Here is a 25141-nt window from a genome sequence, read left to right on the forward strand (position 1 = left end):
TAACCATGCACAACATCTTCAAGAAAACCGTTCTGGCTGTGTTGATCGGCTATGTGGGGGCGGCCTCCGCCTTCACGTTTGAAACGGGCAGCATTTCCGGCAGCTTCGATTCGACCGTGTCGCTGGGGACCGGCATCCGTACCCAGGGCCCTTCCAGCGACCTGGTTGTCGCCGGCGCCACCGGCAACGGCGCACCGACCGGCAACACGACTTTTCAGGGGGTCGGCGACCAGGGCAACATCAACTACAAGAAGGGCGACGCCTTCACCACTTACCTGAAGGGCACGCACGAACTGCTGCTCAAGATGCCGGACGACTGGAAGTTCATGGGCCGTTTTAGCTGGCTGCGCGACTTCACGGCAACCAAGACCACCGGTTTCGTCAGTGCAGCGACCGGCCCCAATGGCTACTCGGCGTCGCTGTCCGACGATGCGCGCGACGATCTGGAATTCAAGACCCGCCTGCTCGATTTGTGGGTGAGCAAGGAGTTCTCGGTCGGCGAGCAGCGCGCCCGCGTCCGCGCCGGCAACCAGGTGATCAGCTGGGGCGAGAGCCTGTTCCTGCCCGGCGGCATCAACCAGACCAACGCCATGGACATCATGCGCCTGTCGCAACCCGGTACACAGTTGAAGGAAGTCTTCCTGCCTGCGCCCATCGTCAGCTTCGCAACGGGTCTGGGACGGGGTGTGAACTTCGAGGCCTACTACCAGGCCGAGTGGAACGCCCATTACTTCCCGCCGACCGGGAGCTACTGGTCGCAAGTCAACGGCCTGGGTGTCGGCGACAGTACCTACGGCATCAACCGCCGCAAGGCCAAGGATTCAGGGCAGTACGGCGCGGCGGTTCGCTGGCAGCCCTCGGGAACCCAGCTCAACCTCGGTTTCTACGCCATGGCCTACCATGACAAGGCACCGAACCTGGCCGTCGATCCCAATACCACGGCCTTCTCCTGGCAATATGCCGAAGATCGCCGTCTATACGGCATTTCCGCCAATTTCCCGGTCGGCGACTGGGCTATCGGCACGGAGCTGTCGTACCGGCCGAAGGATGCCGTTTCGCTCAATCCGGGTCTCGACCTGTGCGCCGCGAATAATGGCAAATGCTGGGTGGACGAGAAGAAGTTCCAGTGGCACCTGACCGGCTTGCTGAGCATGACGCCAGGCGATTACGGCGGCATCCTGAAGGCACTGGGCAATGCCTCGACGGCAACCTTCATGATCGAAGCCGTAGCCAGTTACTACCCGAAGCTGAAGAAGTATTACGGCAGCGAGCCGATCGGTGCTGGCGTCTGGGCCTGGGGCCAGGAGTACAACCTGGGCAATACGGCCGAGGCGGTGGGCGACAAGCTGTCCTGGGGCTATAACCTGGATTTCAGCTGGACCTACGACGGCAATCTGATTCCGGGCTGGCAGGTGACGCCGGAGATCTACTACTTCCAGGCAGTCAGCGGCCGCACCCCGAACGCATCCGCGTTGTTCATGGAAGGCGCCAAGTCGGCCAACTTCATCGTCAGCTTCACGCAGAACCCGGCCAAGTGGCAGGCGGGCGTGAACTACGCCAAGTTCTGGGGCGGGTCGCGCGTCTACGACCAGCCGTACAAGGACCGCGACTTCTTCGGCATGTACGTCTCGCGCAATTTCTAAGGCGACATAAGGTCGGGAGGCGACTCCCCGCTTCCCGACTGCAACGATAAAAACAGATTACCCCCCGCAGGACAGCACATCATGCTCAACCTATTCAGCGTCGACGATGTCGACAAATACCTGACCCGCACTCTGACCGGGCTGGAGAACTTCTGCTTCAAGTACCGCACGCCTTTCCTGATCTGGTTGGCCGTGTTCACCGCCGTGATGGGCTATTTCGCGCTGCAGTTGCGCATGGAAGCCGGTTTCGAGAAGCAGATGCCGACCGGCCACGAATACATCGAGACCTTCCACAAATACCGCAACGACGTGCTCGGCGCCAACCGCCTGAACGTCGTGGTCAAGGCCAAAAAAGACACCATCTGGACGCAGGCCGGCCTGAAGCGCCTGTACGACGTGACCCAGGCGGTAATCTACCTGCCGGGCGTCGACCGTCTGGGCGTGCAATCGCTGTGGACGCCGAACAGCTTCGTCAATGAAATCACCGAGGAAGGTTTTCGCGCCGATCCGCTGATTTCCGGCACGGTGACGCCGGACCAGTTGAATTCCGAGATCATCGCCGGCATCCAGCGCTCGGCCAGCCAGGGCGGTTTTGTCGGCACGCTGGTCTCGCGCGACCAGACCAGCGCGATGATCGTCGCCGAACTGGCCGAGGTGGACAAGGACGGCAACAAGATCGACTACGTGTCTTACAACGACAAGCTGGAAGCCCTGCGCAAGCAGTTCGAGGACGCCGATTTCGAAATCCAGATCATCGGCTTCGCCAAGCAGATCGGCGACATCGCCGACGGCGCCTCGTCGGTGCTTGAGTTCTGCGCGGTGGCCCTGTTGCTGACGGCGGGGGCGGTGTATTGGTACTGCCATTCGCTGCGCTTTACGCTGCTCCCCATCATCTGCTCCTTCACCTCGCTGATATGGCAGTTCGGCGCCTTGCGCCTGCTTGGCTTTGGCCTCGACCCGCTGGCCGTGCTGGTGCCTTTTCTGGTCTTCGCCATCGGCGTCTCGCACGGCGTGCAGCAGATCAACTTCATCGTGCGCGAACTGGCGCACGGCAAGACCACCGAGCAGGCCGCCCGCGCCAGCTTCTCTGGCCTGCTCATTCCCGGCGTGCTGGCGCTGGTCACCGCCTTCGTCTCCTTCATCACGCTGATCCTGATTCCGATTCCGATGGTGCGCGAACTGGCGATCACCGCCTCGCTCGGCGTCTTCTTCAAGATCACCACCAACCTGGCGATGCTGCCGATTGCCGCCTCGTACTTCACCTTCACCAAGGAATACGCCGACAAGGCGATGATGAAGCGCGACAAGCGGGCTCGCTGGCTCAAGGCGCTGGCCAAGGTGGCCGAGCCGCGCAATGCCGCTATCGTCATCGCGCTGACCACTGCCGTCTTCGCGGTTTACGTGTGGCAGAGCAGCGACCGCGTCATCGGCACGCTGCAACCCGGCGCGCCGGAACTGCGTCCGGAAGCCCGCTTCAACCGCGATGCGGTGGCTATTTCCGAAGCCTACGACACCGGTCTCGACTGGCTGACCGTGGTTTTCGAGGCGGCGCCGGAATCCTGCGAGAACGTCGCCATCGGCCTCTACCAGGACCAGTTCGTCTGGCACATGCAGAACACGCCGGGCGTGCTGTCGGCCATTTCCTTCTCCGGCCAGTTGCGGACCTATAACGAGGGCTACAACGAAGGCAATCCGAAGATGAACGCCATCCCCATCGATCCGGGCAACTATGCGGCGCTGGCCACCGAAATCGGCCGCATGCGCGGCTACATGCGCAAGGATTGCAGCATGACGGCGGTACACCTCTTCCTCAACGACCACAAGGCGACGACGATCAATCGCGTCATCGACAAGGTCAAGGACTTCCGCGCCGAGAACAAGCTCGACGGCGTCACCATCCGCCTCGCTTCCGGCAACGCCGGCGTGCTGGCGGCGGTCAACGACGAGGTCGAGAAGAGCGAAATGCCGATGATGATGTACGTCTACGCCGCCATCGTCTTCCTGGTCGCCATGGTCTATCGCGATTTCCGCGCCGTGCTCGCCTGCTGCCTGCCGCTCACCGTCGGCACCTTCATCGGCTACTGGTTCATGAAGGAGCTGGAGATCGGCCTCACCGTCGCGACGCTGCCGGTCATGGTGCTCGCCGTCGGCATCGGCGTCGATTACGCCTTCTACATCTACAACCGGCTGCAACTGCACCTGTCGCAGGGCGAGAACATCGTCAAGGCGCTCGAACACTCGATCCTGGAAGTCGGCACGGCAACCATCTTCACCGCCATCACGCTGGCTATCGGCGTCGCCACCTGGGCCTTCTCCGACCTCAAGTTCCAGGCCGACATGGGCAAGCTGCTCGCCTTCATGTTCATGGTCAATATGGTCATGGCCATGACCGCGCTGCCGGCCTTCGCCGTGTGGCTGGAAAAACTGTTCCCGCGCAAGACGCCGGTCCGTGCGCCGGGCATCCTCAACCACTAATCGGGAGCCGAACATGAACAAGCAACCCATGACGCTCCGCGCCACCACCCTGATCGCCGCCTTGCTCGGCAGCCTGATCGCCGTCCCGGCCACGGCCCAGGCGCCGGCCGCTCCAGTGCCGCTACAGGCCCAGCCGGCCAAGAATAGTGCGGCTGCCACGCTGGCGCCGATCCAGGGCGCCGCCTTCGCCGGCAAGCGCCTGGTTACCGTGGGCGACTACGGCACCATCCTGCTCTCCGACGACGACGGCAAGACCTTCCGCCAGGCCGCTTCCGTGCCGCTGTCCTCAACCCTGACCGCCGTGCATTTCTCCGACGACAGGAACGGCTGGGCGGTCGGGCAGTGGGGCGCCATCCTCCATACCGCCGACGGTGGTGAGAACTGGAGCATCCAGCGCCTGGAAACCCAGGAAGACCGGCCGCTGTTCTCTGTTCATTTCGTCAACACCCAGGAAGGTCTGGCCGTCGGCCTGTGGTCGCTGGTGCTGCGTACGCAGGATGGCGGCAAGACGTGGGCTCCGGTCGATCTGCCGGCGCCACCGGATGGCGGCAAGGCGGACCGCAACCTGTTCCGTATTTTTGCCTCGGCCAAGGGCGAGCTGTTCGTCGCCGCCGAGCGCGGCATGGTGTTGCGCAGCGCCGACCATGGCCAGAGCTGGCAATACCTGAACACCGGCTACAAAGGCTCTTTCTGGACGGGCGTGGCGCTCAAGGATGGCACGTTGCTCGTCGGCGGCCTGCGTGGCACGATCTATCGCAGCAAGGATGACGGCCATAGCTGGCAGCCGGTGGTCAGCGGCAGCAAGAGCTCGGTGACCGATCTGGTCGAGGGCGGCGGCCATGTTTTCGGGACCAGCCTGGACGGCGTGCTGCTCGACAGCACCGACGGCGGCGCCAGCTTCACCTGGAAGCAGCGCGACGACCGCCTGTCGCTGACGGCCGCGCTGTGGGCCGGGCAGGGCCTGGTCCGCTTCTCGCGGCACGGCGTGATCACCGACGGGCAGGGCTTGTAAACCAGGCAACACGAACAATCAAACAGGAGACGACATGCAAACCATTTCCATGCTGATCGATGGACAGGCCGTTCAGGCAGCCACCACTTTTCCGGTCATCAACCCGGCTACCGGCGAGGCGTTTGCCCAGGCCCAGGCCGGCAATGCCAGCCACGTCGATGCGGCGGTCAAGGCCGCACAGGCGGCTTTCCCGGCCTGGGGCCGCAAGCCGGATGCCGAGCGCAAGGCGCTGATGCACGCTCTCGGCGCCGCACTCGAAGCCAACATGCCCGAACTGATGCGCCTGGTCACGCTGGAAACCGGCAAGCCGCAGGGCGGCCTGAACGGTGTCGGGGCGGGCATGGAAGTCGGCGGTTCGATTGCCTGGACGCACGTCACCGCCGATCTGGAATTGCCGGTCGAAGTCATTCAGGACAACGCCGAGGCGCGTGTCGAGGTGCATCGCAAGCCGCTCGGCGTGGTCGGTTCGATCACGCCGTGGAACTGGCCGCTGATGATCGCCATCTGGCACGTCATTCCGGCCTTGCGCGCCGGTAATACCGTGGTGCTCAAGCCGTCGGAAATGACGCCGGTAGCGACCGCCCGCTTTGCCGAACTGGCCAATGCCATCCTGCCGCCGGGCGTGCTCAACTTCGTGACCGGCGCCGCCGGTTCCGATGTCGGACCGGCCATGACCAGCCACCCGGGCATCGCCAAGATCGTGTTCACCGGCTCGACGGCGACCGGCCGGCGCATCATGGCCAACGCCTCGGGCAACCTGAAGCGCCTGACGCTGGAGCTGGGCGGCAACGACGCCGGTATCGTGCTGCCCGATGTCGACGTCAAGGCCATCGCGCCCAAGCTGTTCGGCGTCACCTTCCACAACAACGGCCAGACTTGCGCCGCGCTCAAGCGCCTTTACGTGCATGAAAGCATCTACGACGAACTGTCCGGCGAACTGGCCAATCTGGCGCGCAACGCGGTGGTCGGCGACGGCATGAACCCGGACACCCAGCTCGGCCCGATCCAGAATGCCATGCAGCTGGCTAAGGTCGAAGAACTGGCCGAAGACGCCCGCGCCCACGGCGCCCGCTTCCTGTGCGGCGGCAAGCGCAAGGCCGGCCCCGGCTACTTCTACGAGCCGACCGTCGTGGTCGACGTGAGCGATGGCCTGCGCCTGGTGGACGAGGAGCCGTTCGGCCCCATCCTGCCCATCATCAAGTACAGCGATATCGACGAGGTCATCGCCCGCGCCAATAACAGTCCGAACGGCCTCGGCGGCTCGGTATGGTCGAGCGACACGGCCAGGGCGGCCGCGCTGGCCTTGCGCCTCGAATGTGGCAGCGCCTGGGTTAACGAGCATGGTGCCATCCAGCCGGACGCGCCCTTCGGCGGCGTCAAGCAGTCGGGTATCGGCGTCGAGTTCGGCGCGCACGGCCTGGCCGAATACACTTCGATCCAGACCCTCAAGATCATGAAATCCTGATTTCTCCTGCGTTCATCTCCTCTTTGCGGAGTTTCCGGTCGCCGCGTGCGGCCGGTTTTTTTTTGGTAGTTCTGCCATGAGCGAATTTGAAATACCGACCCGAATCGAATCGGCACGTTTGATCCTGCGCCCGTTCCGCGAGGAAGACTGGCGTGGCATGCATACCCATTACAGCAATCCCGAGTGCACCCGCCATACGCTTGGGCGGGTACTGAGCGAAGGCGAGAGCTGGCGCCTGACGGCGACCTTGGCCGGACATTGGCTGCTGCGTGGCTACGGCCCGTACGCGCTGGAGGAAAAGTCGAGCGGTGCCTTGGTCGGTGCGGCCGGTCTGTGGTATCCCGCCGATTTTCCGGAGCGCGAAATCAAGTGGGCGCTGCTGCCCGCATTCCAGGGGCGTGGCTATGCCAGCGAAGCCGCCCGGGCGGTGCAGGCCATGGCGGCCGAGGTGTATCCCGGCCAGCCGCCGATCAGCTTCATTCACCGCGACAACGGGGCGTCGATCCGCGTTGCGCTGGCGGTCGGCGCGCATCTTGAAGACGAAGTCGATTTTCGCGGCGGGCGCTTCCAGATTTATCGCCATCCGGCCCCAGGAAAAAAAGCGTAAAAAAATCGAAGAGCAGTTCACTCACTAACATCCTAGTGATTTAATTTGATCACTAATATGTTAATAAACGTGGGTCCGACCCGCGCCCTTCGAGGAGATGCCGAATGAACACCCGTCAATTGACCGTCGTTGCCGCTTTGGCTGCCCTCTCCCTGCCGGCTTTTGCCCAGGAAGTCACCTTCAAGATCGCCCACTTCCTGCCGTCGGCCGCGCCGACCCAGCAGAAAGTCCTGCAGCCGTGGTGCGACGAGATGGGCAAGCTGTCCAATGGTCGCATCAAGTGCCAGTTCTACCCGGCCATGCAGCTCGGCGGCACGCCGGCCCAGCTGGCTGACCAAGTGAAGAACGGTGTTGCCGACGTGGTGTGGACCGGCCCGGGGTATTCCGCCGGCCGCTTCCCGGCCATCGAGGCCTTCGAGCTGCCGTTCATGGTCAAGGATTCGTCCTCCAGTTCCAAGGCGCTGTGGAAGTTCTACCAGCAGAATGCCCAGCAGGAGTTCGCCGCCTACAAGGTGCTGGCGTTCCACACCGACGGTGGCCAGGCCGTGCATACCGCCAGCAAGCAGATCGCCGGCCTGACCGGCTTTGCCGGCCTCAAGCTGCGTACGTCGACGCGCGTCGGCGCCAAGACGCTGACGGCGCTGGGCGGGCAGCCGGTGGCCATGCCGCCGGCGCAGGTGACCGAGGCGATTTCCAAGGGCGTGGTCGACGGTTCGCTCGGTGCCTGGGAGCTGGTTTATCCGACCAAGCTGTCCGAAGTCACCAAGTTCCACCTGCAGCCCGACAATGGCGTGGCCTACCCGACGGCCACCGTGCTGGCCGTGCTGATGAACAAGCAGAAATACGACGGCCTGCCGGCTGACCTGAAGGCGATTGTCGACAAGACCACGGGCGAAGTGATGGTCGGCAAGTTCGGCGCCATGTTCGACGAAGTCGCGGCCGATACCCGGAAGCGCATCGCCGCCCAGGGCAACAAGATCACCACGCTGAGCGCCACCCAGGTGACGGCCATGAAGCAGGCAACGGCCAGCGTCGAAGACGAGTGGGCCAAGCAGGTTGGCGAAAAGGGCCTGGACGGCAAGAAGCTGATTGCCGCCGCCCGCGAACTGACTGGCACCACCAAGTAAAACAAGGATCGGGGAGAACAGCATGCAGGATCCGATGGGCATGCCCCATGATTTGCTGGAGCACGACAGGGTCGAGCACTACCTGATCATGGCCGGCAAGGCGATGGCAATCTCAGGGGGCGTATTGTTCATCCTCCTGATCGTGATGTCGTTGGTGTCGATCATCGGCCGTAAACTGGGCTTCGGCTCGGTCAACGGCGACATCGAGCTGATGCAGGCCGGCACGGCCGTTGCGGCGACGGCTTTCCTGCCGTACTGCACGCTGCTCGGCGAGCATATCAAGGTGGATTTCTTTACCGAGAACATGCGCGATACATTGAAGCGCACGATCGACGGTATCGCGGAAGTCCTGTTCGCCGCGGTCTCTGCGCTGCTGGTCTGGCGCACCATCCTGTCGGCCATCGCTACCCACGAGTCGCAGGAAGTGACGACGCTGGTTTCGCTGCCGCTGTGGATTCCGACGGCGCTGCTCGTTCCGGGCCTGTTCCTGATGATGATCTGCGCGATCTACCGGGCCTATGCCCATTTCCATCCGAGCAAGAGCATTCCGGGGGCGGGCAAATGAGCGGTACATCCATCGGACTGATCGGTTTCGGCTGCCTGCTGGCCATGCTGGCCGTGCGCGTCCACATCACCATGGCCATGTTCGTCACCGGCGCCGGCATCTATCTGGTCATGAACGCCGGCGAAACCGCCGGCTTGCTGTACACCCTGAACAACCTGGTCTACGCCCGGGTCTCCAACTACGATCTGGCGGTGATTCCGCTGTTCATCCTGATGGGCCAGTTCGCCACGCATGGCGGCTTGTCGAAGGCGCTGTTCAAGGCGGCCGGAACGCTGATCGGCCACTGGCGCGGCGGCCTGGCCATGGCTTCGACCGCCGCCTGTGCCGCTTTCGGCGCGATCTGCGGTTCCTCGCTGGCGACCGCCGCCACCATGGGGCAGGTCGCCCTGCCGGAACTGAAGGCCAACGGCTATTCCGGCAAGCTGTCCACCGCCACGCTGGCGGCTTCGGGCACGCTCGGCATCCTGATCCCGCCGTCGGTGCCGCTGGTCATCTACGCCGTGCTGACCCAGGAGTCGATCGGCAAGCTGTTCGTCGCCGCCGTGGTGCCGGGCATCATCGCTGCCCTCGGCTACCTGCTGGTCATCGCCATTATCGTCCGCCGCGACCCGAATGCCGGTCCGGCCGGCAAGAAGGTGCCGTTCGGCGAGATGATCAAGGCCCAGATCAACATCATCCCGGTGCTTTGCGTTTTCCTGGTGGTCATCATCGGCATCTATGGCGGTTGGGCCAATCCGACCGAGGCCGCCTCGATCGGTGCTGCCGCCTGCGGCATCATCGCGGCGGTTTCCGGGGGCATGCGCACCAAGGATTTCCTGCAGAGCGTCTACGGTACGGCCCACGCGACCGGCATGATCTTCATGGTGCTGATCGGCGCCGACCTGCTGAACTCCAGCCTGGCCCTGTCGCAAATGCCGACCGAGCTGGCCCTGTGGGTGCAGAACAGCGGCTTGCCGGCGCTGGTCGTGCTGTTCTCCATCCTGCTCATCTACATCCTGCTCGGCTGCGTGATGGATTCGCTGGCCATGATCCTCTTGACCATCCCCATCTTTTATCCGATGGTCATGGGGCTGGATTTCTTTGGCATGGCGGTCGAAGACAAGTCGATCTGGTTTGGCATCCTGGCCCTGATGGTTGTCGAAATCGGCCTGGTGCACCCGCCGGTGGGCATGAACCTGTATGTCATCAACAAGATCGCCAAGGACGTCCCGATGAAGGAAACTGCCTGGGGGGTGATGCCCTTCCTGGCCTCGGACTTCCTGCGCATCATCGCCCTCGTTTTCTTCCCTGTCCTGTGTCTCGGTCTGGTCCACTACCTCGGCTGAGCGGAGTCTAGAAACATGATCAAACAGCAAGTGTGCGGCACGGTTTTCGGCGTCATCCTGAATGACACCGTTTCCGTCCAGAAAATCGGTTCGCTGGAGGAGGCCCCCTACAAGGGCGCTCCCAAGGCACCGGTGCTCTATATCAAACCGGCCAATACCCGCGTCGGCTGCGGTTCGGTCGTCAGCCTGCCGGCCGGCGCGGACAGCGTCGAAGTCGCTGCCACCATCGGTCTGGTCATGGGCCGCGCCGCCGGACGACTGGCAGCCGGCAACGCGCTGGCGTCGGTCGCCGGCGTCGTGCTGGCCGCCGACCTGAGCCTGCCGCACACCAGCTATTATCGTCCGGCCATCCGCGAAAAGTGCTTCGATGGTTCGCTGCCGATGACCTCGGTCAAGCCCTTGGCCGATCTGGCCGGCCTGACACTGGCGACGGAAATCGACGGCCAGGTGGTCGACACCCGTTCATTGAACGATCTGATTCGTTCGCCGGCCAAACTGCTGGCCGATGTGACGGAATGGATGACCCTGAGCCAGGGCGACGTCCTGCTCGTCGGCGTGCGCTACATGGCGCCGCAGGCCAAGGCCGGCAGCACCGTTCGTATCAGCGCCGAAGGTCTCGGTAGTCTGAATTTCACCCTTGTCGAAGGAGTCGCAGCATGAAGCGCGGTCGCATCGCCTACAACGGCGCCGTTCATCAAGTCACCGACGCAGGTGTTGAAAACGCGGGCAAGGTTCGCATGGCCGACGGCCGCCTGCTCAACGACGGCGACTTCCAGTGGCTGCCGCCGGTCGAGGTCGGCACTGTTTTCGCGCTCGGCCTGAACTACGCCGATCACGCCAAGGAACTGGCTTTCAAGGCGCCGGAAGTGCCGCTCGTCTTCCTCAAGGGGCCGAACGCCATCACCGGCCACAAAGCCAACACCCGCCGCCCGGCCGACGCCACCTACATGCACTACGAGTGCGAGCTGGCCGTGGTCATCGGCAAGACCGGCAAGAACGTGAAAAAGGCAGAGGCGATGGAGATGGTTGCCGGCTACACCGTGGCCAACGACTACGCCATCCGCGACTACCTCGAGAACTATTACCGTCCCAACCTGCGCGTCAAGAACCGCGACGCCTGCACGCCGCTCGGCCCCTGGCTGGTCGATGCCGCCGACGTGCCGAACCCGATGGCGCTGAAGCTGACCACCCGCGTCAATGGCAAGACGACGCAGGAAGGCACGACCGCCGACATGATTTTCGACATCCCGACGCTGATCGAATATCTGTCGTCCTTCATGACCCTGAATCCGGGCGACGTCATCCTGACCGGCACGCCGGAAGGCCTGGCCGACGTCAAGCCGGGCGACGTCATCGAAACCGAAGTCGAAAACGTCTGCTGTCTGGTCAACACCATCGTCGACGACCAGACCTATTTCGCCAACGCTTAAGAGAAAGCGAGAACAGCACATGATCCAGCACATCATCAACGGCCAGAAGGTCGGCAGCAAGGAAAACTTCGAAACCATCAACCCGGCCACGGGTGAAGTGATCGATACCGTCGCCAGTGGTGGCGAGGCCGAGGTCAATGCCGCGGTGGCCGCCGCCAAGGCTGCCTTCCCGGGTTGGGCCGCGACGCCGGTCAAGGAGCGCGCCCGCCTGGTGCGCAAGCTGGGCGAGCTGATCGCCGCCAATGTCGAGCCGATCGCCGACATGGAAACCGCCGACACCGGCCAGGTGACCTACCAGACCAAGAAGGTGCTGGTGCCGCGCGCCTCCGACAACTTCAACTACTTCGCCGAGCTGATCCAGCACATGCACGGCGAAACCTACGATTCCGACACCGGCCACCTGAACTACACGCTGTGGCAGCCGGTCGGCGTCTGCGCGCTGATCTCGCCGTGGAACGTGCCGTTCATGACCGCCACCTGGAAGACCGCGCCCTGCCTGGCTTTCGGCAACACGGCCGTGATGAAGATGTCCGAGCTGTCGCCGCTGACCGCCAACCGCCTCGGCGAACTGGCGCTCGAGGCCGGCATCCCGCCGGGTGTCTTCAACGTCGTGCATGGCTTCGGCAATACCGCCGGCGAGCCGCTGATCGCCCATCCGGATGTCCGTTCGATCTCCTTCACCGGTTCGACCGCCACCGGCAACCGCATCGTCAAGGCGGCCGGCCTCAAGAAGTTCTCGATGGAACTGGGCGGCAAGTCGCCCTTCATCATCTTCGACGACGCCGACTACGAGCGCGCCCTCGACGCCGCCATCTTCATGATCTTCTCGAACAACGGCGAACGCTGCACCGCCGGCTCGCGGATCATCGTCCAGGCCGGTATCTACGACAAGTTTGTCGCCGATTTCGCCGCCCGCGCCGCCAAGATCAAGGTGGGCGACCCGACCGACATGAGCACCATCATCGGCCCGATGATCTCCAAGGGCCATCAGGAGAAGGTCAATTACTACATCGAACTCGGCAAGCAGGAAGGCGCCGAAGTCGTCTTCGGGGGCGGTACGCCGGTCGTTGATGACAAGTTCAAGAACGGCTTCTGGGTCCAGCCGACCGTGTTCGCCGGCGTCGACAACAAGATGCGCATCGCCCAGGAAGAAATCTTCGGGCCGGTGCCGTGCATCATCCGCTTCAAGACCGAGGAAGAGGCGATCCAGATCGCCAACGACACCATCTACGGCCTGTCGTCCTACCTGTGGACCAACAACACCGGCCGCGCCATCCGCCTGGCCAAGGCCATCGAGTCCGGCATGACCTTCGTCAACAGCCAGAACGTCCGCGACCTGCGCCAGCCCTTCGGCGGCAGCAAGGCGTCCGGCACCGGCCGCGAAGGCAACCACTACAGCTACGAAGTGTTCTGCGAAGCCAAGAACATCGCAGTCTCGTACGGCAGCCACCACATTCCGCGCTGGGGGGTGTAAATCATGGGCAAACTCGTACTCGCCGCCAAGATCACCCACGTTCCGTCGATGTACCTGTCGGAGATGGATGGTCCGCACAAGGGCTGCCGTCAGGCCGCCATCGACGGCCACAAGGAAATCGCCCGCCGCATGCGTGAGCTGAACGTCGACACCATCGTCGTCTTCGACACGCACTGGCTGGTCAATTCCGGCTACCACATCAACTGCGCGCCGGCGTGGGAGGGCATCTACACCTCCAACGAACTGCCGCACTTCATCAAGAACATGCCGTTCTCGTATGAAGGCAACCCGGCACTCGGCCATGCCATCGCCGAGACGGCGACCGTCGCCGGCGTGCATACCCGCGCCCACGACGCGACCAGCCTGGCGCTGGAATACGGCACGCTGGTCCCGATGCGCTACATGAACGAGGACAAGCGGTTCAAGGTCGTCTCCGTCTCCGCGCTGTGCACCGTGCATAACCTGGCCGATTCGATCGAACTGGGCCGCGCCGTGCGCCGCGCCATCGAGGAAAAGTTCGACGGCAACGTCGCCGTGCTGGCTTCCGGTTCGCTGTCACACCGCTTCGCCCAGAACGGCGTGTCCGAACAGTTCCTGCACAAGGTCTGGGATCCGTTCCTGGAAACCGTCGACCACCACGTTGTCGAACTGTGGAAGAACGGTGACTGGAAGACCTTCTGCGGCATGCTGCCGGAGTACGCGGTCAAGTGCCACGGCGAAGGCATGATGCACGACACGGCGATGCTGCTCGGCGTGCTCGGCGCCGAGGAGTACACCGGCAAGGCCGAGGTGGTCACGCCTTACTTCGGTTCGTCGGGTACCGGCCAGATCAACGTCGTGTTCCCCATCCAATAGAGCGAAAAGCCAACGATAACCCTGACAGAGAAGCCTATCCACACCATCTCAGGAGACAGAAAAATGGGTGAAATCGTCATGGCCATCAAGTGCACGCATGTGCCCTCGATGCTTATTTCCGAACAACCGGGGCCGGCGCATGGTTGCCGCCAGGCTGCCATTGATGCCGAGCGCGAGCTGGGGCGTCGCGCCGTCGAACTCGGTGTCGATACCTTCATCGTGTTCGACACGCACTGGCTGGTTAACGCGGGTTATCACATCAACAACAACGCGGTACACAAGGGCAACTACACCAGCCACGAGTTCCCGCATTTCATCCAGGACCTGCCCTACGAGTTCCCGGGCAACCCGGAACTGGGCCGGATGATCGCCGAGGAAGCCACCGCCATGGGCGTCAAGACCCGTGCACACGAAGTGGCCTCGCTCGACCTTGAGTACGGCACCATCTTGCCCATGCGCTACATGAACCCGGAAGGCAAGATCAAGGTCGTCTCGATCGCCGGCTGGAGTACCTTCGGTTCGCTGGAAGAGTCGCGCATCCTCGGCGAGGCGCTGGCCAAGTCCGTCGCCCGCAGCAACTGCCGGGTGGCCATCGTCGCCAGCGGCTCGATGTCGCACCAGATCTGGGAAAACCGTCTGGTCGAGCAGGGCTTCAACACCATCAGCCGCGAATTCAACAAGCAGGTCGACCTGCGCGCCCTGCAACTGTGGGAGGGGGGCGAATGGGCCACCTTCCTGCGCATGCTGCCGGAGTACGCCCAGTACTGCACCGGCGAGGGCAAGATGCACGACACCGCCATGCTGTTCGGCGCCATCGGCTGGGACAGGTACGAAGGCAAGGCCGAGATCGTCTGCCCGTACTTCGAAAGCTCGGGCACCGGCCAGGTCGTCGTCAATCTGCCGGTCGCCGGTATCCCGCCGCTGGCACGCGGCGTCGGCATGGAAATGCCGGTTTCCTGATTCACGCAAGGAGCGAAAAATGCCCCATCTGATCTATGAAATCACCGACAACCTGAACGTGGCCGAGGCTGACATTCAAGGCCTGCTGAAGAAGAGCAACCAGGTCCTGATCGATCAGGGGGGCGTGTTTCCGACCGGCGGCATCCGCTCCCGCGTCATCTGGCTCAAGGACTACTGCGTGGCCGATGGTGCCCTATCGAGCGACGCCTTCGTGCACGCCACGCTGAAGATCGGCGCCGGGCGCTCGGACGAAGCCAAGAAGAAGGTCGGCGACGAACTGTTCGCGCTGTTGAGCGAACACTTTGCCGCCTTCTTCGAACGCCACGGACTGGCCTTGTCGATGGAAATCGCCGAATTCAGCGAAGCCGGCACCTGGAAGAAAAACAACATTCACCCCCGCTACAAAAAGAACTGACAGAGGAGATACAAAAATGCTCAGCCAAGAGATCATCGAAGCGGCCGCGCGCCGCCTGCACGAAGCCGAAAAGGCCCGCAAGCCGGTACGCCAGATTTCGCTGGACCACCCGGAAATCACCATCCCCGACGCCTACGCCATCCAGAAGGCCTGGGTGCAAATGAAGCTGGCCGAGGGCCAGAAGATCGTCGGCCACAAGATCGGCCTGACCTCGCGTGCCATGCAGATGTCGTCGCAGATCAACGAGCCGGATTTCGGCACGCTGCTCGACGAAATGGTCTACAAGGACGCCGCCGAGATTCCCTGCGAGCGCTTCATCGATCCGATGGTCGAGGTCGAACTGGCCTTCATCCTCAAGGATCGTCTCGAGGGCGAGAACGTCACCATCTTCGACGTGCTGTCGGCCACCGACTACGTGACCCCGGCCGTCGAGATCATCGATGCCCGCTGCCACCGCATCGATCCTGAAACCAAGCGTCCGCGCAAGGTCATGGATACCATCTCCGACAATGCTGCCAACGTCGGCATCATCCTCGGCGGCCGTCCGATCAAGCCGCTGGATATCGACCTGCGCTGGGCTGCCGCACTGCTCTACAAGAACGGCATCATCGAGGAAACCGGTGTCGCCGCCGGCGTGCTGAACCACCCGGCCAACGGGATTTCCTGGCTGGCCAAGAAATTCGCGCCGCACGGCGTGGCGCTGGAACCGGGCCAGATCATCCTGGCCGGCTCCTTCACCCGCCCCGTGAAAGTGGTGCCGGGCGATACAATCCATGTCGATTACGGCCCGCTGGGCAACATCACCGCCCGTTTCGTCTAAGCAGGAACCCGCCCCATATGGACATGCCCCTCAACACCTTCAAGCGCGCCCTGGCCGCCGGTGAAACCCAGATCGGTCTCTTTCTCGGCCTGGCCAACGCCTACGCTGCCGAAGTGGTCGGCACGGCTGGTTTCGACTGGCTGCTGATCGACGGCGAGCACGGCCCCAACGACCTGCGCTCGATCATCGCCCAGCTGCAGGCATTGGCACCGTACCCGGTGCGGCCGGTGGTGCGCACCGTCGACCACGATGTTGCCCGCATTAAGCAGTTGCTCGACGGCGGCGCCCAGACGCTGATGGTGCCCATGGTCGAAACGGCTGAAGAAGCCGAATCGCTGGTGCGCGCCATGCGCTATCCGCCGCACGGTATCCGCGGCGTCGGCACGGCGCTCGCCCGTGCTGCCCGCTGGAACGGTGTCGACGGCTACTTCGCCAAGGCTGACCAGGAAATGTGCCTGATCGTGCAGATCGAATCGGTTGCCGGTCTGGCCGGTCTCGACGATATCCTCAAGGTTGAGGGGGTCGATGCCGTGTTCATCGGGCCGTCCGATCTGGCCGCGTCGATGGGACACCTTGGCAATCCGGGGCATCCGGAAGTCAAGGCGGCGGTTGAGGGCGCCATTCGCCAGATCGCCGCTGCAGGCAAGGCGGCTGGCGTGTTCTCGGCCGATCCGGCGATTGCGGCTGCCTATCGCGAGATGGGGGCGAGCTTTTTGCTCGTTGGCGTTGATGCGCTGTTGTTGCGGAATGCTTCCGTGGCCTTGGCTGACAAGTTCAAGTCGGCTGGTTCCGCTCAGGGCGGGGCGGCTTACTGATGGGTTTTTTGCCTTTTCTGGCTGTGGGTTTCGCGATTGAAGTGGGAGGGCGGGGACAACCGTTGCTTTCCGCCTTGAGGGCGTCTCACTTTCTTTTGCTTCGCCAAAAGAAAGTAAGCAAAGAAAAGGCGACCCCAGCTTACGCGGTCGGCTGCGCCGACTCCCCTGCGCTACTCGCCACCGGCGGGCGCTGCGGAACTCGGGCCTTTGGCCCTCAGACAGTCCTCGCGCTCTTTCCGCCGGCAGCTGCGTTGCTCGGCGCTGCAGATGGGGACCCGAAAGGCGTCGCGGGGATAGGCACCGTCTACAAGCATGAATGCGTTCGCCGGTCGCTGAAAAACCCAAACGTCAGGCGCCACTGGTTGAATCCGGACGCTTTTCCGGGCCCCTTGAGAGGTGCCGAGCAACGCAGAAATGCCGGGGGCCTTCGGCTTGCCTTGTCTGAGCCGCAGGCGAGTTCAGGCAAGCCGCCCGGCGTTTCGAGTAGCGCAGGGAACCCCGCGCAGCGGGGCACCGACCCGGGGTCGCCTTTTCTTTGCTTACTTTCTTTTGGCGAAGCAAAAGAAAGTGAGACGCCCCGCAAGGGCGGAAAGCAGCGCATGCAATCAGAACCAACTCCGGCATAGTCGAAAACACCCAACCAAGAACACCCAAGGAGAACAACCATGCTGTCCCTGAAAGACTCCAACCTCCTCCGCCAAGCCTGCTACATCGACGGCGCCTGGACCCCCGCCGACAGTGGCGAAACGATCAACGTCACCAACCCGGCCACCGGCGAAACCATTGCCACCGTCCCCCGCTGCGGCGCAGCCGAGACCGAGCGCGCCATCGTGGCCGCCAACAAGGCGCTGAAGACCTGGCGCGAAACGACCGCGGCCGAGCGTTCGCGCATCCTGCGCCGCTGGTTCGACCTGCTGATGGCCAACCAGGAAGACCTCGCCGCGCTGATGACCGCCGAGCAGGGCAAGCCGCTGGCCGAGGCCAAGGGGGAGATCGCCTACGCCGCCGCCTACGTCGAATGGTTCGCCGAGGAGGCCAAGCGCGCCTACGGCGAGGTCATTCCGTCGCCGTTCAAGGACCGCCAGATCGTCGTCACCAAGGAGCCGGTCGGCGTTTGCGCCGCCATCACGCCGTGGAATTTCCCGTCGGCGATGATCACCCGCAAGGTCGCTCCGGCCCTGGCCGCAGGCTGCACCATCATCCTCAAGCCGGCCGAGCAGACCCCGCTGTCCGCCCTGGCGCTGGCCGAACTGGCCGAGCGCGCCGGCGTGCCGGCCGGTGTGTTCAGCGTCGTCACCGGCAAGGCGTCGGCCATCGGCGGCGTGATGACGGCCAGTCCCATCGTCCGCAAGCTGACCTTCACCGGCTCCACCCCCATCGGCCAGTTGCTGATGCAGCAGTGCGCCGGCACGGTCAAGAAGATGTCGCTGGAACTGGGTGGTAACGCGCCGTTCATCGTGTTCGACGACGCCGATGTCGACGCAGCGGTCGCCGGTGCGCTGGCGTCCAAGTACCGCAACGCCGGCCAGACCTGCGTCTGCTCCAACCGCTTCCTGGTCCAGGAAGGCATCTACGACACCTTCGCGAGCAAGCTGGCCGCCGCCGTCGCCGGCCTGAAGGTCGGCAACGGCATGGAGGAGGGCGTCACACAAGGCCCGCTGATCGACGATGCGGCCATCAACAAGGTCGAGGAACTTGTCGAGGACGCCGTTACCAAGGGCGCCCGCGTGGTGACCGGCGGCAAGCGCCATGCGCTGGGCCGCACCTGGTTCGAGCCGACCATCCTGGCCGATGTGACGACCGGCATGGCCGTCGCCAAGGAAGAAATCTTCGGGCCGGTGGCGCCGCTGTTCCGCTTCAAGACCGAAGCCGAGGCCGTGCAGATGGCCAACGACACCGAGTTCGGCCTGGCCGCCTACTTCTTCTCCAAGGATCATGGCCGCGTCTGGCGCGTATCGAAGCAGCTCGAATACGGCATGGTCGGCATCAATACGGGGCTCATCTCGACCGAGGTGGCGCCGTTCGGTGGCGTCAAATTGTCGGGTGTCGGCCGCGAAGGTTCCAGCCATGGCCTGGATGAGTACATGGAAACCAAGTATTTGGCATTGGGCGGCCTGTAACACCAACGCGTTATTCCCGCACAGGCGGGGATAACGAATTGACCCCGTACATGCAGATGCCAAACGCTTCCATCGAACCGGCCCGCGAGGGCCGTTTCATTTTGCTGCTCGGCGCGCTCGTTGCCTTCGGGCCGCTGGCCATCGATCTCTATCTGCCTGCCTTGCCGGCGATAGCGGCGGGCCTGGGCGCGTCGCCCGAGGCGGTGCAGTCGTCGATCACCGTCTTCCTGGCCGGCTTCGCGGTCGGCATGCTGTTCTACGGGCCGATTTCCGATCGCTACGGACGGCGTACCGTGATGTTGAGCGGAATCGCGCTGTTTGCGCTGGCCAGCCTCGCCTGCATGCTGGCCACGGCGGTCGAGCAACTGATCCTGGCCCGTTTTGTCCAGGCCTTGGGGGGCGGCGCCGCCTCGGTGCTGGCGCGGGCCGTCGTGCGCGACGTCTATTCGTCGACCGAGGCGATTCGCAAGCTGTCGCTGATGGCCATGGTCACGGCCATCGCGCCGCTGCTCGCCCCCTTGCTCGGCAGCGCGCTGCTGGCCGGTTTCGGCTGGCGGGGCACCTTCGCCGCCGTGCTGGCCTGGGGCGTGCTCAGCCTGGCGGTCGTCTGGCGCCTGTTGCCGGAAACCCTGCCCCCCGAGAAACGGGGGCAGATGTCGCTGGCCGCGGCCTTCGCGGCCTATGGCCGCCTGGCGGTCGATCCGGTCGCCATCGGCCTGCTGCTGGCCGGTGGCATGTCCTTCGCCGCAATGTTCGCCTACATCACGGCCAGTCCCTTCTATTTCATCGCCTTGCAAAAGCTGTCGCCAGTTGCCTATGGCGCACTGTTCGCGGCCAACGCCCTGGGCATTTTCGCGGCCAACTACGCCAACAGCCGTCTGGTCAAAAGCCGGGGAGCAGCGGGGATGGCCGGTATCGGATGCGCCTGCGGCCTTGCCGGGGCGCTGCTGCTGGCGGGGGCGGTGTTCGGCGGTGACCTGCTGCCGCTGGTGATTGCCGGCCTCTTCGTCGTGGTCAGCATGACCGGCCTGCTCGGCGCCAACTGTGTCGGCCTGCTCATGGCGCGCTATCCGCAGAACGCCGGTGCGGCGGCAGCCCTGTTCGGTTCCAGCCAGTTCGGTTTCGGCATGTGGGCCAGCGCGGCGGTCAGTTACACTCACGACGGCAGCGGCCGGCCCATGGCTTGGGTGATCGTGGCGACCATGACGATCTCGGTGTTCGGCTATCTGCTCTACCGGCGCGCCGTGCGCTGATTCGAATCCCGCTAGCGAGGCTGATCATGCATCCTGTCATCCTGTATTGCACCGCTGCCCTGGGCTGCCTGCTCTTCCTGCTCGGGCTCTCCGTCTCCATGTTGCGCCGCCGCGCCGGTATCGGGTCCGGCCCCGCTCCGGACAAGAACGCGCCGCTCAACCGGGTTATCCGGGCGCATGCCAATACGGCTGAGTTTGCTCCCTTCCTGGCTGTGATTTATCTGTACTTCGGCTGGCGTGGACCCTCCGACCTGGCCGTCTGGCTCATTGTCGCAGCCACTGTGAGTCGCTTCCTGCTGGTTATCGGCCTCATCGCCTGGCCGAGTATGTCCCGACCAAACCCGCCTCGCTTCATCGGCGCCCTGGGTACTTACCTGTGCGGTGTCGCGCTGTCGGTCTTGATGGTGGTGGGCGGGTGAGGCGGGCAGCGCTGTTCGCCGCATGAGCCCGGCCGCCGCAAAACCACGTTTGCCAGCCGGCATGCGCGCGCTGGCGCATCGCAATTTTCGCCTGTATTTTGCCGGACAGGCCGTCTCCATACTCGGCTCGTGGATACAGCAGGTGGCGCTCGCCTGGCTGGTCTATCGCCTGACCGGGTCGGCCGCCTTGCTCGGCGTCACGGCGTTCTGCGGCTTGATCCCGCAGTTGCTGGTCGGGCCGTTGGCCGGGGCGTGGATCGACAAGCAGGACAAGAAGAAATGGCTGGTCGGCGTGCAGGCGCTGATGGCCGTGCAGGCGTTCGTGCTGGCCGGGCTGACCTGGGCCGACTGGATCGGCACGCCCTTCATCGTGCTGATGGCCCTCGTACTCGGCACGCTGAGCAGTTTCGATGCCCCCCTGCGCCAGTCGCTCATTGGTAGCTTCGTCGGCAGTCGTGACGACCTGCCCAACGCGCTGGCCCTCAACGCCATGCTGTTCAATGCCGGGCGCTTCGTCGGGCCGCCCATCGCCGGCCTGTTGCTCGGCACGACCTCGGAGGCCTTCTGCTTCGCCATCAACGGGTTTTCCTTCCTGGCCCTGATCGCCGGCATCCTGCTGGTGCACGGCACGCCGCCGCCGCGCGCCAAGGGGTCGATGGGCGAGGTGTTCAAGGAAGGGCTGCAGTACGCATGGCAGACGTGGAGCGTCCGCACCCTGATCCTGACGCTCATTGCCCTGAACCTGACCGCCTCGACCTACGCCGTGCTGCTGCCGGTGTTCGCCCGCGACGTGTTTGCCGGCGATGCGACAACCCTCGGCTGGCTGTGGGGGGCGGCCGGTTGCGGCGCCTTCCTGTTCGACCATCTACCTGGCCACCCGCAAGGCGGTGCCAGCCGTGGTGTCGGCCATCGTCGCCGGCGTGGCGATCAGCATGGTATCGATGCTCGCCTTTGCGCTGACCACCTGGCTGCCACTGGCGCTGGTCGGCATGGTCGGCCTCGGCTTCGGCATCTCGGTGTGCAATGTCGGCATCAACATGGTGTTGCAGAGCATTGCGCCGGAAACGCTGCGCGGGCGGATCGTCTCCTTCTTCACCTCGGCCCGCTTCGGCTTCGATGCGCTGGGAGGGCTGCTTGCCGGTTTCGTCGCCTCCTGGCTGGGGGCGGGGTACACCCTGTTGGTCGAAGGCAGCGCCTTGCTGCTGTTCGTCGTCTTCCTCTTTACCCGGCGACAGCGCCTGCTGGCCCTGGTCGCCGAAGCCCACGGAGATTCATCGCATGGACATTGAAATGATCGCCTCGCTCGGCCTCGCTAGCGCCGAACAACTCGCCGACGGTGCCCTGGCCGCCGCCCGCGAAGCCGGCGTCAAGATCTGCGTCGCCGTCGTGGACCGTGCCGGCTACCCGCTGGTCTTCAAGCGCCACCCGGGCGCGCCCTTCCACTCCATCGACATCGCGCTCGACAAGGCCTACACCGTGGTCAGTTTCGGCCCGGCCACCGCCAAGTGGGATGCGCGCCTGGCCAAAGGTTCGGACATGCTGCGCCACGGCCTGATGCAGCGCGACCGCTTCATCGGCTTCGGCGGCGGCCTGCCGGTCAAGCACGACGGCGTGCTGGTCGGGGCGATAGGCGTTTCCGGTGGCAGCGAGGCGCAGGACGTGGCATTCGCCGAGGCGGCGCTGGCGGGCTTGGCAGCCGGCGCTTGAGCGGTCAGCAGGCTGGGAAGGCCCGGTGGGGCGCGGATGGCTGGCTTAGTCTGGGGGCCAGGGATTCACGATGCCTCTCCCGGTGAGGCAAACCGTCAGGGGCTGACTTTGCGTTGGCCGTCCTGTTCTTCCGTGAGCAGCGGGGCCTCCACGCCTTCCCGGGGCGACGCGCATTTCGACGACCCGCAGCCGTTCCGCTTGCAACTCCCCGGCGCCGCAATATCGATACCGTCTTCGCTCATGTTCTTCAGGATCTGATAAATGACCGCCACGCCAGCGGCAAGCAGAACAAGGGCGACGATGACAGTGAACATGGCAAAAGCTCGGAAGAGGAGTAGGCGACCACTATACCGCGGTGTACTACCGTTTCAATGAGGTGAAACCTTGTACAGGGATTTCTGCCCAATAGGCCAGAACAATCGCTGCAAGGAATACCATGCCGACTTCGCCTGGCCACCAACCCATCGAGCCCGACTCCCCAAATCCCCAAGACCCGATCTACCAGCGCCGCAAACCGGATCATCCCTTTCATGATGAGGTGGGCGACACCGACGAGGATGAAGACACTGGCTCAGACCCTTGGTGGATGTAGAGGCGAAAGGCATATTTCTCGAAGCTTGACTCATTGATTGCTTTTGCGATGGCTGGGAGCCGCGCTTTCAGTGAAGACCTGACTAAACATCGGAACCAGCAACTTATTGCCTGCCTCGCTCAAATGGTCGTCGTCGCTATATATCGGTTGTAGGTCACGGCTACCATAACAACGCTCCGCATCACACAAGTGCTCGGTCGGATCGAGAATGATCGCACCACACAGTCGCACCGCCTCATCCTGAGCCTCCCATACCCATTGATTTCGTGTCAGATACTCTGTCCGGGAAATGGAAACATCTTCACGAAAACCGAACCCCAGTCGCCGCGACAGCACCTTCGGTACGTCAAAACCCATTTCCGGAATCGGGCGAACAAGATAAACCTTGCGTCCTTTTGCGGCATGGCAGGCCGTCTGTACGATTGCGTTTGCAAATTCCGCGAAGATTCGCTCGTCATTCTGCTCATAAGGCATCGAAAAATAGACGCCAGGCTTCGAAACCGCTTTGCCTTCTTCGTTGGCTCCAAGCACATTCGCAGCGTAACGATTTGCAATGACGACAGGTATATCCGCTGCTAATTCATCAAGGCGTTCCGCAGCCCACTTGATAAACTCCTCGCACAAATAGTCATTCTTCTGCCGTGCCTTGACTTCCGGGGCGATTTTTAGGCCCAGCACATACGAGCAGCCGCTATATGACCATTGCACAACCCCGGCGTGCTGCCCACCGGCGGCAGAAAGTGCGGATACCATCGCTGAGGTGTGACTGTCGCCCAGCGCGATGACCCGCCACGCTTCGCCGCCCCAGACGCACGAAGGGGAGTCGCGCCCGCCCATGGCATGGCATGCGTCCCGCCGCGGGTTTACGTTGGAAGAGGTGGCCGCAACGCGTTCCACGTCGGGTCTAAGCCGTCCTTCAATTCCTTCTGCCAGTCGAATCGAAATAGCGAGCGTGGCGGGAACGGCAAAGGCGAGGCTTGCCACACCCCAAAAGCGCGCGGGAGGCAAACGGCCCATAAAGCGCCTGAATGGCAATTCAACCCATTGACAGGAAACGTGACCAAGCAGGATGGTGGCGGCTATCCCTGCCGCGATGGCGAATGGATTCTGCTGCTGTTCGACAAACGCCAGGCCAACCACGACCGGCCAGTGCCACAAATACAGCGAGTACGACCGATCACCGAGCCACTGCGCCAGTGGGAAGGTCGTCCAGATGGAGCGCTCTCGGTGGGCCACCAAGATCATCATGGTCCCGAGCACGGGAATTGCCGCCCGCCAACCCGGCCAAGGAACGAGGCCGTCAAAGAGGAGAATGGAGGCGACGATAAGCACAAAACCCGCGAACTCCAAACCCGCTTTTGCCCGAAATTCCAACCTAAAGTGCACCGCCAGCAAAAACACTAACCCGCCTGCCAGCATTTCCCACGCGCGTGCCGGCAAGAAATAGAAGGCACTGCTTGGCGACTCAAGCGTAAGCAACACGGAGGCCGCGAACGATAGCACTCCGCCAAACAGAATGGCTAAAACCTGGGCGCTGCGTCCCGGCCTGATGTGCCAAATGGTGGCCAGGATGATGGGAAGTAGTAGGTAAAACTGCCATTCGATGGACAGGGACCATGTGTGCAGCAGCCATTTTTCGTGAGACGCGACGTCAAAATAGCCTGCCTCGCTCCAGAATTTGATATTGGAAAAGAAACCCAGGGAGGAAATGACATGGGTCGCCAGTGTTTTGTAATCCAGCGGCGCTAAAACGAAATAGCCGATCAAGAGAATGAGCGTGCATAACACCAGCAACGCAGGCACGATTCGTCTCACCCGTGCCGCGTAAAATGACAATACGGAAAAGCCGCCAACTTCGAGGCCTTTAATGACAATGGATGTCATTAAGTATCCGGAAATGACGAAGAACAAGTCGACGCCGATGAATCCGCCGGAAAATCCCGGGAATCCAAAGTGATATAGGACGACTGCCACGACGGCCCAGGCACGTAGGCCATTGATATCCGAACGAAATGCCATCGCTAACCTGGTTTCAAATATTTAATTTGTATGGATTATAAGT

General features: G+C 63.2%; 24 protein-coding genes. 22 read left to right on the top strand and 2 right to left on the bottom strand.

Annotated features, from left to right (window positions below):
* The first annotated feature begins 5 nt into the window (after positions 1 to 5).
* From AB6Q56_RS00340 to AB6Q56_RS00440, 21 genes are all read left to right on the top strand, one after another.
* Positions 6 to 1643, top strand: a complete 1638-nt coding sequence (locus tag AB6Q56_RS00340; RefSeq protein ID WP_434515229.1) for a DUF1302 domain-containing protein — start codon at positions 6 to 8, stop codon at positions 1641 to 1643.
* A gap of 81 nt (positions 1644 to 1724) precedes the next feature.
* A complete protein-coding gene (locus AB6Q56_RS00345; protein WP_434515230.1) occupies positions 1725 to 4118 on the top strand; it encodes an efflux RND transporter permease subunit in 2394 nt (797 codons plus the stop codon).
* Between the two features lie 13 nt (positions 4119 to 4131).
* A complete protein-coding gene (locus AB6Q56_RS00350; protein ID WP_434515231.1) occupies positions 4132 to 5130 on the top strand; it encodes a WD40/YVTN/BNR-like repeat-containing protein in 999 nt (332 codons plus the stop codon).
* Positions 5131 to 5164: 34 nt separating this feature from the next.
* Positions 5165 to 6595 (top strand): aldehyde dehydrogenase family protein, encoded by a 1431-nt coding sequence (locus tag AB6Q56_RS00355; RefSeq protein ID WP_434515232.1) that lies wholly within the window; start codon positions 5165 to 5167, stop codon positions 6593 to 6595.
* A 76-nt stretch (positions 6596 to 6671) separates the two neighbouring features.
* Positions 6672 to 7202: a GNAT family N-acetyltransferase gene (locus AB6Q56_RS00360; RefSeq protein WP_434515233.1), complete on the top strand. Its 531-nt coding sequence runs from the start codon at positions 6672 to 6674 to the stop codon at positions 7200 to 7202.
* A 104-nt stretch (positions 7203 to 7306) separates the two neighbouring features.
* Positions 7307 to 8329: a TRAP transporter substrate-binding protein gene (locus AB6Q56_RS00365; protein WP_434515234.1), complete on the top strand. Its 1023-nt coding sequence runs from the start codon at positions 7307 to 7309 to the stop codon at positions 8327 to 8329.
* A 22-nt stretch (positions 8330 to 8351) separates the two neighbouring features.
* Positions 8352 to 8894, top strand: a complete 543-nt coding sequence (locus tag AB6Q56_RS00370) for a TRAP transporter small permease (protein WP_434515235.1) — start codon at positions 8352 to 8354, stop codon at positions 8892 to 8894.
* Entirely contained in the window at positions 8891 to 10219 is a 1329-nt protein-coding gene (locus AB6Q56_RS00375) for a TRAP transporter large permease (RefSeq protein ID WP_434515236.1), read from the top strand. Before AB6Q56_RS00370 ends, AB6Q56_RS00375 begins: the two co-directional genes overlap by 4 nt.
* Before the next feature lie 15 nt (positions 10220 to 10234).
* The gene (locus AB6Q56_RS00380) at positions 10235 to 10879 is read left to right on the top strand and encodes a fumarylacetoacetate hydrolase family protein (protein WP_434515237.1); all 645 of its coding nucleotides are present in this window, start codon (positions 10235 to 10237) and stop codon (positions 10877 to 10879) included.
* A complete protein-coding gene (locus AB6Q56_RS00385; RefSeq protein ID WP_434515238.1) occupies positions 10876 to 11649 on the top strand; it encodes a fumarylacetoacetate hydrolase family protein in 774 nt (257 codons plus the stop codon). Before AB6Q56_RS00380 ends, AB6Q56_RS00385 begins: the two co-directional genes overlap by 4 nt.
* A gap of 19 nt (positions 11650 to 11668) precedes the next feature.
* Positions 11669 to 13123, top strand: a complete 1455-nt coding sequence (gene hpaE, locus AB6Q56_RS00390) for a 5-carboxymethyl-2-hydroxymuconate semialdehyde dehydrogenase (protein ID WP_434515239.1) — start codon at positions 11669 to 11671, stop codon at positions 13121 to 13123.
* 3 nt (positions 13124 to 13126) lie between these two features.
* A complete protein-coding gene (hpaD, locus tag AB6Q56_RS00395; RefSeq protein ID WP_434515240.1) occupies positions 13127 to 13978 on the top strand; it encodes a 3,4-dihydroxyphenylacetate 2,3-dioxygenase in 852 nt (283 codons plus the stop codon).
* Between the two features lie 63 nt (positions 13979 to 14041).
* Positions 14042 to 14938, top strand: coding sequence for a 3,4-dihydroxyphenylacetate 2,3-dioxygenase (hpaD, locus tag AB6Q56_RS00400; RefSeq protein WP_434515241.1), 897 nt, complete (start codon positions 14042 to 14044; stop codon positions 14936 to 14938).
* 19 nt (positions 14939 to 14957) lie between these two features.
* The gene (locus AB6Q56_RS00405) at positions 14958 to 15353 is read left to right on the top strand and encodes a 5-carboxymethyl-2-hydroxymuconate Delta-isomerase (protein WP_434515242.1); all 396 of its coding nucleotides are present in this window, start codon (positions 14958 to 14960) and stop codon (positions 15351 to 15353) included.
* Between the two features lie 16 nt (positions 15354 to 15369).
* On the top strand, positions 15370 to 16173 hold the full coding sequence (gene hpaH / locus AB6Q56_RS00410) for a 2-oxo-hept-4-ene-1,7-dioate hydratase (protein WP_434515243.1): 804 nt from the start codon (positions 15370 to 15372) through the stop codon (positions 16171 to 16173).
* Between the two features lie 17 nt (positions 16174 to 16190).
* The gene (locus AB6Q56_RS00415) at positions 16191 to 16988 is read left to right on the top strand and encodes an aldolase/citrate lyase family protein (protein ID WP_434515244.1); all 798 of its coding nucleotides are present in this window, start codon (positions 16191 to 16193) and stop codon (positions 16986 to 16988) included.
* A gap of 665 nt (positions 16989 to 17653) precedes the next feature.
* Positions 17654 to 19108 carry an NAD-dependent succinate-semialdehyde dehydrogenase gene (locus tag AB6Q56_RS00420; RefSeq protein ID WP_434515245.1) on the top strand — a complete coding sequence of 485 codons (1455 nt, stop codon included), beginning with the start codon at positions 17654 to 17656 and terminating at the stop codon, positions 19106 to 19108.
* A 38-nt stretch (positions 19109 to 19146) separates the two neighbouring features.
* Entirely contained in the window at positions 19147 to 20361 is a 1215-nt protein-coding gene (locus AB6Q56_RS00425; RefSeq protein WP_434515246.1) for a Bcr/CflA family multidrug efflux MFS transporter, read from the top strand.
* Between the two features lie 26 nt (positions 20362 to 20387).
* The gene (locus AB6Q56_RS00430; RefSeq protein WP_434515247.1) at positions 20388 to 20780 is read left to right on the top strand and encodes an MAPEG family protein; all 393 of its coding nucleotides are present in this window, start codon (positions 20388 to 20390) and stop codon (positions 20778 to 20780) included.
* A gap of 22 nt (positions 20781 to 20802) precedes the next feature.
* Positions 20803 to 22074 (top strand): MFS transporter, encoded by a 1272-nt coding sequence (locus AB6Q56_RS00435; protein WP_434515248.1) that lies wholly within the window; start codon positions 20803 to 20805, stop codon positions 22072 to 22074.
* Entirely contained in the window at positions 22059 to 22487 is a 429-nt protein-coding gene (locus AB6Q56_RS00440; protein WP_434515249.1) for a GlcG/HbpS family heme-binding protein, read from the top strand. Before AB6Q56_RS00435 ends, AB6Q56_RS00440 begins: the two co-directional genes overlap by 16 nt.
* A gap of 95 nt (positions 22488 to 22582) precedes the next feature.
* Here the strand turns inward: AB6Q56_RS00440 and AB6Q56_RS00445 are convergent, their stop codons facing one another.
* Positions 22583 to 22801: a hypothetical protein gene (locus AB6Q56_RS00445; protein WP_434515250.1), complete on the bottom strand. Its 219-nt coding sequence runs from the start codon at positions 22799 to 22801 to the stop codon at positions 22583 to 22585.
* A gap of 122 nt (positions 22802 to 22923) precedes the next feature.
* Here AB6Q56_RS00445 and AB6Q56_RS00450 point away from each other — a divergent pair, with 122 nt between their 5' ends.
* Positions 22924 to 23079 carry a hypothetical protein gene (locus AB6Q56_RS00450; protein WP_434515251.1) on the top strand — a complete coding sequence of 52 codons (156 nt, stop codon included), beginning with the start codon at positions 22924 to 22926 and terminating at the stop codon, positions 23077 to 23079.
* Positions 23080 to 23109: 30 nt separating this feature from the next.
* Here the strand turns inward: AB6Q56_RS00450 and AB6Q56_RS00455 are convergent, their stop codons facing one another.
* On the bottom strand, positions 23110 to 25098 hold the full coding sequence (locus AB6Q56_RS00455; protein ID WP_434515252.1) for an acyltransferase family protein: 1989 nt from the start codon (positions 25096 to 25098) through the stop codon (positions 23110 to 23112).
* Positions 25099 to 25141 lie beyond the last annotated feature (43 nt).

Source organism: Dechloromonas sp. ARDL1, from assembly GCF_051122455.1.
Taxonomy (GTDB): Bacteria; Pseudomonadota; Gammaproteobacteria; order Burkholderiales; family Rhodocyclaceae; genus Azonexus.